This is a genomic window from Acuticoccus yangtzensis, assembly GCF_001927245.1.
Classification (GTDB): Bacteria; Pseudomonadota; Alphaproteobacteria; order Rhizobiales; family Amorphaceae; genus Acuticoccus; species Acuticoccus yangtzensis.
In genome coordinates, this window is sequence record NZ_MJUX01000004.1 from 40,729 (window position 1) to 53,810 (window position 13,082).

General features: G+C 68.4%; 13 protein-coding genes. 6 read left to right on the top strand and 7 right to left on the bottom strand.

Annotation, left to right across the window (positions count from 1 at the left end; all coding sequences use genetic code 11):
- Positions 1-237 precede the first annotated feature (237 nt).
- Both BIX52_RS11590 and BIX52_RS11595 read right to left on the bottom strand, forming a co-directional pair.
- A complete protein-coding gene (locus BIX52_RS11590; RefSeq protein WP_245803181.1) occupies positions 238-1,470 on the bottom strand; it encodes a M20/M25/M40 family metallo-hydrolase in 1,233 nt (410 codons plus the stop codon).
- Positions 1,467-2,444: a quinone oxidoreductase family protein gene (locus BIX52_RS11595; protein WP_075221256.1), complete on the bottom strand. Its 978-nt coding sequence runs from the start codon at positions 2,442-2,444 to the stop codon at positions 1,467-1,469. Before BIX52_RS11595 ends, BIX52_RS11590 begins: the two co-directional genes overlap by 4 nt.
- 68 nt (positions 2,445-2,512) lie before the next feature.
- Here BIX52_RS11595 and BIX52_RS11600 point away from each other — a divergent pair, with 68 nt between their 5' ends.
- Complete coding sequence (locus BIX52_RS11600; RefSeq protein WP_075221257.1) at positions 2,513-3,700, top strand: FAD-dependent monooxygenase; 1,188 nt, start codon at positions 2,513-2,515, stop codon at positions 3,698-3,700.
- Positions 3,701-3,713: 13 nt separating this feature from the next.
- Here the strand turns inward: BIX52_RS11600 and BIX52_RS11605 are convergent, their stop codons facing one another.
- Complete coding sequence (locus tag BIX52_RS11605; RefSeq protein WP_075221258.1) at positions 3,714-4,661, bottom strand: AEC family transporter; 948 nt, start codon at positions 4,659-4,661, stop codon at positions 3,714-3,716.
- A gap of 375 nt (positions 4,662-5,036) precedes the next feature.
- Here BIX52_RS11605 and BIX52_RS11610 point away from each other — a divergent pair, with 375 nt between their 5' ends.
- Both BIX52_RS11610 and hspQ read left to right on the top strand, forming a co-directional pair.
- Positions 5,037-5,951: a lysophospholipid acyltransferase family protein gene (locus BIX52_RS11610; protein ID WP_157956249.1), complete on the top strand. Its 915-nt coding sequence runs from the start codon at positions 5,037-5,039 to the stop codon at positions 5,949-5,951.
- Positions 5,952-6,298: 347 nt separating this feature from the next.
- Positions 6,299-6,628: a heat shock protein HspQ gene (gene hspQ / locus BIX52_RS11615; protein WP_075221260.1), complete on the top strand. Its 330-nt coding sequence runs from the start codon at positions 6,299-6,301 to the stop codon at positions 6,626-6,628.
- 221 nt (positions 6,629-6,849) lie between these two features.
- Here the strand turns inward: hspQ and BIX52_RS11620 are convergent, their stop codons facing one another.
- On the bottom strand, positions 6,850-7,467 hold the full coding sequence (locus BIX52_RS11620) for an invasion associated locus B family protein (protein WP_075221261.1): 618 nt from the start codon (positions 7,465-7,467) through the stop codon (positions 6,850-6,852).
- Between the two features lie 153 nt (positions 7,468-7,620).
- Positions 7,621-8,235, bottom strand: coding sequence for an invasion associated locus B family protein (locus BIX52_RS11625; protein ID WP_075221262.1), 615 nt, complete (start codon positions 8,233-8,235; stop codon positions 7,621-7,623).
- Between the two features lie 189 nt (positions 8,236-8,424).
- On the opposite strand from BIX52_RS11625, the gene BIX52_RS11630 reads away from it, so the two are divergent.
- A complete protein-coding gene (locus BIX52_RS11630) occupies positions 8,425-10,251 on the top strand; it encodes an extracellular solute-binding protein (protein ID WP_075221263.1) in 1,827 nt (608 codons plus the stop codon).
- Complete coding sequence (locus tag BIX52_RS11635; protein WP_083660189.1) at positions 10,248-10,967, top strand: DsbA family oxidoreductase; 720 nt, start codon at positions 10,248-10,250, stop codon at positions 10,965-10,967. The genes BIX52_RS11630 and BIX52_RS11635 overlap by 4 nt, the downstream gene beginning before the upstream one ends.
- A gap of 97 nt (positions 10,968-11,064) precedes the next feature.
- Here BIX52_RS11635 and BIX52_RS11640 read toward each other — a convergent pair whose 3' ends face one another.
- The gene (locus BIX52_RS11640) at positions 11,065-11,868 is read right to left on the bottom strand and encodes a MipA/OmpV family protein (RefSeq protein WP_139312755.1); all 804 of its coding nucleotides are present in this window, start codon (positions 11,866-11,868) and stop codon (positions 11,065-11,067) included.
- A gap of 248 nt (positions 11,869-12,116) precedes the next feature.
- On the opposite strand from BIX52_RS11640, the gene BIX52_RS11645 reads away from it, so the two are divergent.
- Positions 12,117-12,449: a hypothetical protein gene (locus BIX52_RS11645; RefSeq protein ID WP_139312756.1), complete on the top strand. Its 333-nt coding sequence runs from the start codon at positions 12,117-12,119 to the stop codon at positions 12,447-12,449.
- A gap of 94 nt (positions 12,450-12,543) precedes the next feature.
- Here BIX52_RS11645 and BIX52_RS11650 read toward each other — a convergent pair whose 3' ends face one another.
- Positions 12,544-12,861 (bottom strand): DUF1476 domain-containing protein, encoded by a 318-nt coding sequence (locus tag BIX52_RS11650; RefSeq protein ID WP_075221266.1) that lies wholly within the window; start codon positions 12,859-12,861, stop codon positions 12,544-12,546.
- Between the last annotated feature and the right edge of the window lie 221 nt (positions 12,862-13,082).

A 13,082-nucleotide genomic window follows, 5' to 3' on the forward strand; every position in this document is an offset into this window, starting at 1 on the left:
TGCTGTGAACCGACCTCCCGCCGGCCCGCCACCGGCCGGATCATGCCTCGGTCGCCGCCCGCCCGCCCGCTGCGCCCCGACCATTATTGGCGGCGCACAGCAGGCGGTGCCGGCCCCCGAAACGCGAAGCAGGCGGCACCAGGATGCCGCCTGATTAACAACCCCTTAATTTCATGCCGCCCTGTGTGGAGCGGCCTGTGGATCAGCCGCCGCGCGTGGTGACAGCGACCGCGGGTCTCAGCGTGTCAGAAGCTCGCGCAACGTGGCCGCGATCGCCGTCGTCGCCTTGCGCAGGTCCTCCAGCGACACGCTTTCGTCGCCGGTGAAATCGACGCCTTCGCCGATGATCGGCGGGCCGACGCCGTAAAGCACCGTCGGAATACCCGCCAGGGCATAGTGGCGCGCGCCGCTCACCACCGGCGCCGAGACCACCGGAACCGTGACGCCCATCGCCTCGCTGGCGTGGCGCGCCAGCGTCTCGGCCAGCGCCTCGGACTGCGCGCTCGGCGCCACCGGCTCGGCCAGCAGCAGGCGGCGGCATTCGAGCTCCACGCCCGCCGCCTCGCCCGCCTCCCGGTGCGCGGCCTCGATGGCGGCGATCAGCTCCGCCTCCACCGTCTCCCCGTCCTCACCGGCGACGATGCGCCGGTCGATGGTGAAGCGGACCCTGTCCGGCACCACGTTGATGCCGCGCCCGCCCTCGATCATCCCCACCGTCAGCGGTGCGGCGAGACTTTCGCGGATCGCCATCAGCCGCGCCAAAACGGGCACCGCGGCGGCCAGAGCGTCCCGTCCGTCCTGCGGGCGCGAGGCATGGGCCTGCACGCCGCGCAGCAGCACCTCGAGGTGCAGGACACCCTCCTGGCCGGTGATCACCTGATAGGCGGTGCCCGCCCCGATCACCGCGTCGGGCGCCGTCAGGTCCTGTCCGAGAAGGAACGCCGGCCCGAGAAAACCGCCGCTTTCCTCATCGCACGTGACATGAAGCTCCACCGTGCCGGACAGACGCGCCGCACTGTGCGATGCCGCCTCCTCCAGCGCTGCGATGGCGAAGACGAAGGCCGCGAGGTCGGCCTTGGAATCGCGCGCCCCGCGACCGTGCAGCAGCCCGTCCTTCACCTCGCCGCCGAACGGGTCGCGGATCCAGCCCGTCCCCGCCGGCAGCGTGTCGATCGGCGCCGCCAGCGCCACGACAGGGCCGTCCCCGGTGCCGAAGCGCCGCCGCACGACGAGGTTCGTCACCTCGTTGCGGCCATAGTGCCGGGCGAAGGGGTTCGGCACCGGGTGCCGCTCCACCTCGAGTCCGCGGTGCTCCAGGGTGACCGCCAACCACTCCACCGCCTCGGCGACGTCGCCCGGCGGATTCTCGGTCGGCCGCTGCACCAGGTCGCGCAGGAAGCCGGTCGCGGCCTCCTGCAGATCGTCCACCGATCGCGCCAGACTGTCCGGCTCCGCGTCGGCGACGTTCACGGGATCAGCACCGTCGAGCCGATGGTCTTACGGCCTTCCAGCGCCCTGTGCGCCTCGGCGGCATCCTTCAGCGCGAAGGTCTGCTCCACCGGGATCTTCACCTTCCCGCTCGCCACCATCGCGAAGAGGTCGGCGGCGTTCGCCTCCATCCTCTCGCGCGTGGCGATGTAGCTGCCCAGGCTGGGCCGCGTCGCATAAAGGGAGCCATATTTGGCGAGGTCGCCGAGGCTGAAATCGTCCACCGTGCCCGAGGACTGGCCGAACAGAGCGTAAAGGCCGAGCGGCTTCAGGCACTCCAGCGAGTGCGGATAGGTCTCCCGGCCGACCGAATCATAGACCACGTCGCAGCCCGCCCCGCCGGTGATCTCCTTCACCCGCTCGACGAAGTTTTCTTCCGCATAGTTGATCACGTGGGTGTAGCCGTTGGCCTTGGCAATCTCGGCCTTCGCCGCCGATCCCACGGTGCCGATGGTGGTGGCGCCGATCGCCTTCGCCCACTGCCCGGCGATCGAGCCGACACCGCCCGCCGCCGCATGGAACAACAGCACCGTCTCCGGCGTCACCTTGTAGGTCTCGCAGAGCAGATAGCGGGCGGTCATGCCCTTCAGCATCATCGCCGCGGCGGTCCGGTCGTCCACCCCGTCCGGCAGCTTCAGCGCCGCGGACGCCGGCATCTTGCGCTTCTGCGCATAGGCGCCGATGGAAAAGCCGTAGGCGATGCGGTCGCCGGGGGCGAAATCCGTCACGCCCGGCCCTACCTCCTCCACCACCCCGGCCGCCTCGTTGCCGAGGATCAGCGGATATCCGGTCGCCGGCTTGTAGAGCCCGGTGCGGAAATAGGTGTCGATGAAGTTGAGCCCGATCGCCGTGTGCCGCACGATCAGATCACCCTCGCCGGGGACCGGATCGTCGATCTCCCGCCATTGGAGAACCTCCGGTCCGCCGGGTTCGTCCAATAAAATGGCGTGCGTCATCTTTCCTCTCCGAATGGCCGGCTGTGACGTTAGATAGAGCGTTGCCGCCAATCAAGGACGTCAGCCCGATGCTCGACAGCGCCCTTCCCATTCCCCGCCCCGCCGACGACGTATCGGTGGACGTCGCCGTGGTCGGTGCCGGTCCGGCCGGGGCGCTGGCCGCCATCGTCGTGGCCGACGCCGGCTACAGCGTCGCCCTCGTCGCGCCCGAGCGCGGCCACGACCCGCGCACCTCGGCGCTGATGATGCCCGCCATCCGCCTCCTCGAAGACCACGGCATCTGGCCCGAGATCGCGCCCGAAACCGCGCCGCTGGTGACGATGCGCATCATTGACCAGACCGGCTATATCCCCAGAGCGCCCGAAGTCGCCTTCGATGCGCACGAGATCGGCCCTGACCCGTTCGGCTACAACATCACCAACGACACGCTGAACCGCGCCCTCGGCGCGCGACTGGACACGCTCGGCATCACCCGTATCGCCGCCATGGTGGACGCGGTCGACGACGCGGCCGGTCCCGTCGTCACCCTCGCGGCCGGCGGCCGGGTGGTCCGCGCCGGGCTCGTCGTCGCCGCCGACGGGGCGGATTCTTTCGTGCGCCAGGCCGCCGGCCTCGCCGTGCGCCGCTGGTCCTATCGCCAGAGCGCCTTCGTCACCACGCTGCGCCACGAGCGGGCGCACGCCAACGCCTCGGTGGAGTTCCACACGCCCGCAGGCCCCTTCACCCTGGTGCCGCTGCCTGGCAACCGCTCCTCCCTCGTCTGGGTGTCCCGTCCCGAGGAGGCGGCGCGCTGGGCCGCGCTCGACCCCGGCCCCCTGGCGCGCGAGATCGAGCGCCGCTCCCACGCCATCCTCGGCCACATGGAGATCGACGGGCCGCGCGCGGTCATCCCGATGGAAGGCCACGTCGCGCACAAGATGGGCGAAGGGCGCATCGTCCTCGTCGGCGAGGCGGGGCACAAATTTCCGCCCATCGGCGCGCAAGGGCTCAACCTCGGCTTCCGCGATGTCGGCGCCCTCGGCACACTCGTGCGCCATGCCCGCGGCGCAGGTGGCCTCGCGGGGATCGCCGACACCTACGCCGCGCGCCGCCGTGCCGACGTCGCCCTGCGCACGGCCAGCGTCGATGTTCTCAACCGCTCGCTGCTGACCTCGTCCTTCGTCCCGTCGACCGCCCGCGCCGTCGCCCTGTCCGCCGCCCGCAGCATCCCGCCGCTGCGCCGGGCCATGATGCGCTTCGGCCTCGGCGCGATGTAGCCGGGCGCGCCGCCTAGAGGACGCCGGTGCGGATGAGATAGAGGATCACCGTCACCGTCACCGCCGCCAGCGCCGTTGCCACCATGATGGCGTTCGACGCCTCCTCGCGCGCCACCTCGTACTGGCTCGCCAGCACGAAGACGTTGGTCGCCGTCGGCAGCGCCGCCAGAAGCACCGCCGCCGTCAGCCACAAGGGATCGGCCCCCAGCGCGGAGAGGACGAGGTAGGACACCACCGGGTGCAGCACCAGTTTCATCGCCATGAAGAGCGAGATGTCCTGCACCGACCGGCGGGAGGGGATCGGCTGAAGCGCCACCGTCACCCCCATCGCGAAGAGCGCGCACGGTGCCGCCGCCCCCGACAGCATCGTGATGAGCCGCTCCGCCGCGTCCGGCGGCTGGAAGCCCGTCACCGCCGCCGCCACCCCCGCCAGCACCGACAGGATGAACGGGTGCGTGAAGATCCGCTTCAGGATGCGCAGCGTCGTCTGGAGCGCGGTGCCGCGATTGCTGCCCGCCAGCGCCATCATCACCGGCGCCAGGATGAAGAAGAGCGTGCTCTCGGCCGAGAAGATCAGCGCCACCGGCACCGTCGCCGCCGGGCCGATCGCCACCAGCGCCATGCCGGGGCCGAGATAGCCGTTGTTGGAATAGCCGCCGATCAGCCCCATGATCGTCGCATAGGCGATGTCGCCGCGCGTGCGGATCATCGCCACCACGAAGGCGAGCACCGTCACCAACATCGTCGCCCCCGCGGCGGCGGCGACGTAGACGATGTCGCCCAACTCATCCACCGGCATTTGCGACAAATATCGATAAAACAGCGCCGGCAGCGCCAGATAGACGATGAAGATGTTCATCCAGACGAGCCCGGTCGACGGATGGCGCGCCAGCCGGCCGACCAGAAAGCCGAGGAAGATCAACCCGAAAAACGGGGTGGTGAGTGAGAGAACCTCGCCCAAGGGGTGCTCCAATGACGATCGCGGCGCGCCCGCAGTGGCGCATGGCGCGTCCTAACCCCTAGCGGCGCCGCGTTCCATCCCGTGCGCCGAGCCATAGGGCGGGACTTGAGCCCGCGCCGCCACCTGTCGCGCCCCTCGCCTCTCGCGCCCCGCCCGCCGCGCCCTCGTCTCTGGCGCCCCTCGCCCACCGTGTCCGGCCCGTTCATGCCGCTCCGTCACGCGCCGAGGTGTGTGGACAATTGCGCGCACTGAAGGCATGCCCATGCGGCGCGCGGCCCGCGGGCGGATCCGGCGCACCGTGCCGAGCCGTCAGGCCCATCCCGCCATCAGACGACGTGACCTTTTTCCATGGCCCCATCCCGAGCCAAATCCCGCGTGAAGCCGCAACATGTGGCCGAATATGTGCTGCTGCGCGCCCTCGCCGCGGTCCTGCAGACCGTGCCGGTGGACTGGGCGTCCGCCTCCATGGGCGCCGCCCTCGGCAGTATCCTGCGCCGCACCAAGCGCCATGCCCGCGTGAAGGAACACCTCGCCCTCGCCCTGCCCGAGCTTTCGGCGGACGAGCACGAGCGCATTGCCCGCGCCATGTGGCACCAGCTCGGCCGCGTCTTCGGCGAAGCATTTCAGATAGACACAATCCTCGACGACGACCGCCGCCTCACGCTGCCCGAAGACTTCGAGACGCTGAAGGCGATCACCGTCGACGGGTGCGTCGTCGCCACTGCGCATTTGGGCAATTGGGAGGTGGCGGGCTCCATCGCGCGGCGTGGCGAGCGGCGACTGGCGGGGGTCTATCAGGCGCTTCACAACCCGCTCGCTGATCGCTACCTACGCCGCCTGCGCGAGCCGGTCTATCCCGCCGGCCTCTTCAGCAAAGGCGGCGACCTCGGCACCCGTCTCGTCGGCCTCGTCCGCCAGGGGGCCGCGGTCGGGATCGTCGCCGACCTGCGTGAAAAGCGGGGCGTGGAGGTGCGTTTCTTCGACCAACCCGCATTTGCGACGCCGATGCCGGCCATGCTCGCGCGCATGTCCGGCCGCCCGCTCATCGCCGGCGCCGTGGTGCGCGAAGGCGGGGTGAAGTTCCGCGCCGTGTGCGAAGTCGTCGAGGTGCCGCAGACCGACGACCGCACCCACGACATCCAGGTCGCCACGCAGCGCCTGCACGATGTCTTCGAGCGTTGGATCAGAGCCAATCCCGAGCAATGGATGTGGACGCACCGCAAGTGGGCCACGTCCAAGGCCCGCCCCTTGGGACTTGCAGCCAAATCAAATTCCAACACTGTAAATTAACCGTTAGTGCCCGGCCGGCGTGCCGGTTTTCCGATTCGCATGCGAGCCGGACTTGCATGCCATAGTTCCTAGGGGTACCCGTACTAACCTGCCATCACAGGCTGGACCGTGGCTTGTGGCGGTAGCGAACAGGTGATCGGTTCGTGTTCTTTCCGCGTCGCGTGATGATGCCATATCGCGCCATGACCCTTCCGCGAGAGGAGCCGCATGACGGCCGCCCGCGGGACCGTCATGACCGTGCGAACGTGGCGCAGGACGCGGCGAGCCGTGACGCCGAGCGGCATGGAAATCGCACCACCGCCTGAGACCCCAAGCTGACCCGATGCGGTCATAATGTGAGCGTGGCCATGAGAAAGATCAAAACGGCGAAGTTTCAGCTGGGTCAGGTGGTGCGCCACCGCGTCTTCTCGTTCCGCGGCGTGATCTTCGACGTCGATCCCACCTTCTCCAACACCGAGGAATGGTGGGAGGCGATCCCGGAAGACATTCGTCCGCGCCGCGACCAGCCCTTCTACCACCTCTTCGCCGAGAACGACGATACCGAGTACATCGCCTACGTCTCCGAGCAGAACCTGCTGCCGGACGACAGCGGCGAGCCGATCCGCCATCCGCAGGTGGGCGACATGTTCGACCGCAGCGAAGGCGGCTACATGGCCCGGCTGGATCAATTCCACTGAGCCTTCCCCGCTGAGCCGGCCCGGCCAGCAGTCCGCCTCACATGAAAACGCCGCCGGGGTCCGCCGCTTTGCGCAGGGCCCCGGCGGCGTTTTTCGTTACGCCGTCTCATCGTGTCGCGGCCAAGCCGCCCGTCGCCTTCTCCGCCCGGCAGGCGCCGCAGCGCCCGTCGCCTGCGTCACCCCACCCGGGCAGCCCGCCTGGCGGGCCGCTCAAAGCGTCGTCAGTTGCCCGACGACGCTTCCAGTGCCTCGCGCTGCGCGGCCCGCAGGCGTGCGGCGAAGTCTTCCTGGTTCTTCTCCAGCGTGTTCTGGCGGTCCTGGGTGATCGCGGCCAGGCGGTCGGGCGAGATCGCATCGCCGTCGAACGCCGCGGTGAAGCCGGACAAGGTGAGGTCGTAAGGAACCTGGCGGCCTTCACGATTATAGGCGGTCAGCCGCATCGTCGTTCCCGACTTCATGCTGCCGATGAAGGCGTCGTTCACCGCCCGCTCGGCCCAGCAGGCGGACTGCATGCACACCTGGTACTCGGCCTTCAGGGGATCGCCCCCGTCCACCTGCACCTGGACGCCCGGCTCGATCACCATGCCAGTCGGCACCGCGATGAGAAGGCTGCGGCGCTGCTCGCCCTCGAACCCGCGGACCGCGGCCGAGGCCATCACCTGGCCGCTCGCCGTCCGAAGCTCCTGCGTGACGAGGCACATGTCCTTCTTCACCCGCGGGTCTTGCGTGCAGACCTTCATCCAATTGGGATCGTCGGCCGATTGCGCCTGGACCGCGCCAGCGGGCATCAGCGCCGCGGCAGCGAGGATAGGCACGGCCAAAAGAGTACCAAAACGCATTCAGGATCCCCTCTCGATTGGGATTCTCGTCTCACCACATCATCGAATGACGGCCATAAGGCACATCATGTCTCACGAGAAGCGCCGCACACGCACCGCGGTTCACAACCGCCGGTGCCGTCCCGCGCCACCCGCTCCGCCTCGCGGGGCAGCTTACTCCGATTTCTCCACCGCGTCCTGCTGCGCGGCGACCAGACGGTCACGCGCCTCCTGGGCCCGCTTCTCCAGCGCCGTCTGCAGGTCGGTCTGCTGCTGCTGCAGCGACTGCGGGTCGATGCCCTCGCCGTCATAGGCCGCCGTGAAGCCGATCAGCGTCATGTCGAAGCGGACCGGAGAACCCTGACGGTTTATCGTGTTCACACCCATCTTGCCGCCGCGCTTCAGCCGCGTGACGAAGTTGGCGTCGATGGCGAGTTCGGCATAGCAGGCATTGGGGAAGCAGATCTGGAAGGCCGCCTTCTCAGGCTGCGCACCGTCGATCTGGATCTGAACGCCCGGCTGGATCAGCATGCCCACCGGAACCGACAGCAACAGGCTCTTGCGCTGCTCACCCTCGAACTCGCGAATCGCCGCCGAGGCCAGGAACTGGCCGTTCTGGGACCGCAGTTCCTGGGTGATCAGGCAAAGCTCCTTGTTCGCCTCCGCATCCCGGTTGCAAATCTTCACCCAGGCATTCTCGTTCTCGGCATCCTGCGCGCTCGCCGGGATCGCCGGCACCGCCAGAGCAGCCGCAAGGCCCAGCACCGCCACCAAGTTTGTCAAACGCATGAAGTCCTTCCCCCGTACTCGCTTGGGCCGGCCGCCGCGTTACACCGCATCAGCCGCAACGCGCTTTCGTGGAACGCTTAGACCGACAGCACTAAAATGGCTAGAACGTGTGGGCAATCGCCTCATAAAATTGTTGCGTCTTTCTGTACCAGGGGCTGCGGTCCCGGCCGAAATCAAAGAGGATCGGCGATGTTTCGACGGATCGGACGCGCATTCGCGTCCCGCACCCTCGCCGCCGCGCTGACCGCCGCGCTGACCGGCCTCACCGCCGCAGCGCACCCCGCCGCGGCACAGTACGGCATCTCCATGCACGGTGACCTCGCCCTTCAGCCCGGCGATCCGCTGCCCTATGCCGACCCGCAAGCGCCCCAAGGCGGCCGCATGACCTTCGGCGTCCTCGGCACCTTCGACAACCTCAACGTGATGATCCCGCGCGGCAGCTTCGCCCCCGGCCTGCGCGACGCCATCTTCGGCAACCTCGTCTACGAAAGCCTGCTGGAGCGTAACGCCAGCGAGCCCTTCTCCCTCTACGGCTTCCTCGCCTCGGACGTGTCGGTGCCGCCCGAGCGCGACAGCGTCACCTTCACTATCGACCCGCGCGCCGCCTTCTCCGACGGCCACCCGATCACCTCCGAGGACGTCGCCTTCTCGCTTGAGCTCCTGCGCGACGAGGGCCGGCCCTACATGCGCAGCCACTACGGCAAGGTGGAGACGATCGAGACGCCGGACCCGCGCACCGTCACCTTCCGCTTCCCGAACGCCAACGACCGTGAATTGCCGCTGATCCTGGGCCTCATGCCGATCCTCCCGGCCCACGCCACGGACCGCGAAAGCTTCGGCCGCACCACCTTCACGCCGCCCATCGGCTCCGGCCCCTACCGGCTCGGCACCGTCAATCCCGGCCGCGACATCACCTACGTGAAGAACCCCGATTATTGGGGCAACGACCACGCCCTGAACCAGGGCCGGTATAACGCGCACGAGATCGTCTTCCGCTTCTTCCGGGACGAAACGGCGATGTTCGAGGCCTTCAAGGCCGGCAACACCGACTTCCAGCAGGAGGGCGACGCCGCCCGCTGGACCACCGGTTACGACTTCCCCGCCGCCAGAGACGGCCGCGTGGTTCGCGAGACGATCCCCCTCGGCATCCCGCGCGGCATGTACGCCTTCGTCTTCAATACCCGCCGCGCCCCGTTCGACGACATCAACGTGCGCCGGGCGATGAACCACCTGTTCGATTTTCCCTGGATCAACGCCAACCTCTTCTCCGGCCAGCTCGCCCGCACCGACAGCTACTTCACCGCCTCCGAGCTCGCCTCCACCGGCCGCCCGGCCAGCGACGCCGAGCGCGCCCTCCTGGCGCCGTTCCCGGATGCCGTCGCCCCCGCCATCATGGACGGCACGTGGACGCCTCCCGTACTCGACGGGTCGGGCCGCGACCGTACCGCCGTGCGCGAGGCGCTGCGCCTCTTCGCCGAGGCCGGCTGGCGCATCGACAACGGCCGCCTCCTCAACGAAGACGGCGCCCCGTTCACGTTCGAGATCATGGTGGCCACCCGCGACGACGAGCGCATCGCCCTCGCCTTTCAGCGCCTGCTGCGCCCGGTCGGCATCACCGCCGACATCCGCTACGTCGACTCCACGCAGTATAATGCGCGGCTTCTCGGGTTCGACTTCGACATGATCCGCGCCTACTGGCCCGCCTCCCTGTCGCCCGGCAACGAGCAGATCCACCGCTGGTCCGTCGCCGCCGCCGCGCAGGAAGGCTCCTTCAACTACGCCGGCGCCACGGAACCCGCCGCCGACGCCATGATCGACGCCATGCTGGCCGCGCAAAACCGCCCCGCCTTCGTCGACGCCGTGCGCGCCCTCGACCGCGTCCTTCTGTCCGGGGTCTACGTGATCCCGCTCTACCATTCGCCGGCGCAGTGGGTTGCTTATGCCGCCCGCCTCGCCCATCCCGAACAGCAAAGCCTCTACGGCTTCGAACTCGAAACTTGGTGGGTCCAGCCATGACACAGACCGACACGCCGGCCGCCGGCACGCCGAAGATCGACACCACCGCCCTCGAGCCGGTCCACATCGACATCGTGTCCGACGTGATGTGCCCGTGGTGCTATATCGGCAAACGGCGGCTCGAAAAGGCGCTCGCCACCCTGGACGACGTCACCGTGCGCGTCTCCTGGCGGCCCTTCCAGCTCGACCCGACACTGCCGGCGGACGGCAAGGACCGCGCTCAATATCTGAACGAGAAGTTCGGCGGGCCTGACCGCGCGGCGGAGATCTATGCCCGCATCACCGCCGCAGGCGCCGAGGAGGAGATCCCCTTCGCCTTCGACAAGATCACCCGCTCCCCCAACACCTTGAATGCCCACCGGGTGATCCGCTGGGCCGGCATCGAGGGGCTGCAGGACGCCGTCGTCGAGCGCCTCTTCCAGCTCTACTTCATCGAGGGCGCGGACCTGACCGACCCCGCGGTGCTCGAGGGCGCCGCCGCCGAGGCCGGGATGGACCCCGCCATGGTCGCCCGCCTCCTCGCCACCGATGCCGACCTCGCCGAGACCGAGGCCGAGATCGTCCACGCCCAGGCGATCGGCGTGCAGGGCGTCCCCTGCTTCATCATCGAGAACAAATATGCCGTCTCCGGCGCGCAGCCGGCCGATGTTCTCGCCACCGCCATCCGCCAGGTGGCCGTGGCGAAGGCCGGCGGCGATCCGGTCGCGGCCGGCTGACCGGCTTCACCCGCGCACGAAAAAAGGCGGCGCCGGTGCGCCGCCTTCATCCTCTCAAACGCGTCCTTTCTGACGCATCGCTCGGGCTCCGGCCGCCTCAATAAAGGTCGAGGCGGAAGCGGTAGGTCAGGCCCACGCCGACGCGGATTTCCTGGTCGTTGCCCGCGTCCACGATCGGGCTGTCCAGCGCCTCGCCGACGAAATGGGTATATTTGAGCTGGCCGTGAAGCCGCCAGTTCTCGGTCAGCGCATAGCTCGCCGTCGCCTGGAAGCCGACGTCCTTGATGCCGCCGTCCGCCTCGTAGGCCGAAAGCTCCACCGCGCTGTTCGGCACGGAGAAGTAGTAGTCCATATAGGCGCCGTCCGCGGCCGAGATGCGCGGACCGAAGGACACCTCCAACCGCTCCATCGGCTTCAGCAGGACGTCCACGCCCGCCTCACCGACGAAACCGTTGTGGCCGGTAACGCCATACCGCACGAGGCCGAATGCCCGCAGGAAGCCGTAGCGGAAGGCCGCGCCCGCACCGAGTTCCAGCGCATAATCCGTGTCTCCGACGCCTTCCAGATAGGATGCGTCGTCCTCCAGCCGCTCGCCCACCACGTTGAAGGACGGGAACAGCGAGAAGCCGGCCAGCTTCTCCTTGCCGTCCACCACCTCGCCGAACACCGGCAGCCGCAGGTACTGCAGCGCCAGCAGCGGATAGCCGGACGGGCCGTAGGTCTTGGACGACGGGAAGGTCGGCTCCATCGAAACGCCCGCACCGACGTCGATGATGATGTCGTGATAGCTCGTCACCGCTTCGGGGGCGGGGACGGTTTCGGCGACGATGTCGGCCGACAGGGCAGGACCAGCGATCAACGTCCCGGCCATCAGCATGGCCGCACTCACAAAACCGCGCACTGCGCATCCTCCGTTCGTCCAGCGTGGAGGATGGAGCGGCGCCGCGTCGGAGGAAAGCGGCGATCACGCAGAGCGCCACCGGGTTTCGCCGATTGGGTCTGCCGCGTGTCGGCCCTGCCACACGGTGCGACAATCCGCACAGAACCGCAAACCCGCCGCCGCGCGTTTAGGTGGTGACAGCCCGGTACGCCGCGGCCCTTCGCCGGGCCGCCGCCGGGTGACCAGATTTGAGGAGTATAATAATGGTCATGAGTTCTACGACCGATCGGACCACGCGCACCCCTCAGGAAGCCCGCCAGGCCGAAACCGGGCGCCGCACCTTCGTCGTCCTCACGGTGAGTACGTTGATCGCCGCCGCTATCGCCGTCGGCGCATATTTCTACGTCTTCGCCGAGGACGATGCGCAGTTGCGCGGCGATCTGCCCGCCGCGACGTCGGTCGACGAGGCACCGCCGGCGAGCGCGCCGACGCTGAACGAAAGCGCCAACGAGGCCGCGGCCACATCCGAGCCCGCCAGCGGGTCGGCGGGTTCGCTGGAACCGGCTCCGGCGGCGCCGAACGCTGCGGCGCCTGCCCAATAACGCGGCCGGGGCGGACGCGGCCGAGCTTCGTCCGTCATCGTCAACCTGAACGGTCCGACATGATGGCGCGGCGGGTTCACCGCCGCGTCGACGCTTATTTGGCGAGCTGGTCCGCCGCCTCGACCAGAAGCTCACGCATCTTCAGGCGCAGCTCGTCGTCGCCGATCGTCACGCCGCCGGTGTTGAAGTCGCCGCGTACCTTGCGAAACACGTCTTCATCGCCCGGCTCGGCGAAATCCGACCGCACCACTTCCTTGGCATAGGCCTCCGCCGCTTCACCCTCGCGGCCGAGCTTCTCGGCAGCCCACAGGCCAAGCAGCTTGTTGCGGCGTGCAAGCGACTTGAAGCGAAGCTCCTCGTCGTGCGCAAACCGCGCCTCGTAGGCCCGTTCCCGATCTTCAAACTGCGTCATAGTCCGTCTCCTTGGCGCAGGCATGGCTCTACCGGGTTAAACACCGGTGTCAACGCTTGGGTGCCACTCATCCATTGAGGCTTGCCGCCGAACGGTGTAGCGTCCCGCGCGCATCCGCGGTGTCGGCGTGCGCGATGCGACCTGTCCGGGCGCTCGATCTGTTAACGACATATCCTATAAAGTTGACGTTCTGCGTACACGATGAAACCGCCCAACCCTCA

Bases quoted from the DNA above. Each gene is read 5' to 3' on its own strand.
- BIX52_RS11595 (WP_075221256.1), bottom strand. From the start codon at position 2,444: ATGACGCACGCCATTTTATTGGACGAACCCGGCGGACCGGAGGTTCTC.
- BIX52_RS11600 (WP_075221257.1), top strand. From the start codon at position 2,513: ATGCTCGACAGCGCCCTTCCCATTCCCCGCCCCGCCGACGACGTATCG.
- hspQ (WP_075221260.1), top strand. From the start codon at position 6,299: ATGAGAAAGATCAAAACGGCGAAGTTTCAGCTGGGTCAGGTGGTGCGC.
- BIX52_RS11620 (WP_075221261.1), bottom strand. From the start codon at position 7,467: ATGCGTTTTGGTACTCTTTTGGCCGTGCCTATCCTCGCTGCCGCGGCG.
- BIX52_RS11625 (WP_075221262.1), bottom strand. From the start codon at position 8,235: ATGCGTTTGACAAACTTGGTGGCGGTGCTGGGCCTTGCGGCTGCTCTG.
- BIX52_RS11630 (WP_075221263.1), top strand. From the start codon at position 8,425: ATGTTTCGACGGATCGGACGCGCATTCGCGTCCCGCACCCTCGCCGCC.
- BIX52_RS11635 (WP_083660189.1), top strand. From the start codon at position 10,248: ATGACACAGACCGACACGCCGGCCGCCGGCACGCCGAAGATCGACACC.
- BIX52_RS11645 (WP_139312756.1), top strand. From the start codon at position 12,117: ATGAGTTCTACGACCGATCGGACCACGCGCACCCCTCAGGAAGCCCGC.
- BIX52_RS11650 (WP_075221266.1), bottom strand. From the start codon at position 12,861: ATGACGCAGTTTGAAGATCGGGAACGGGCCTACGAGGCGCGGTTTGCG.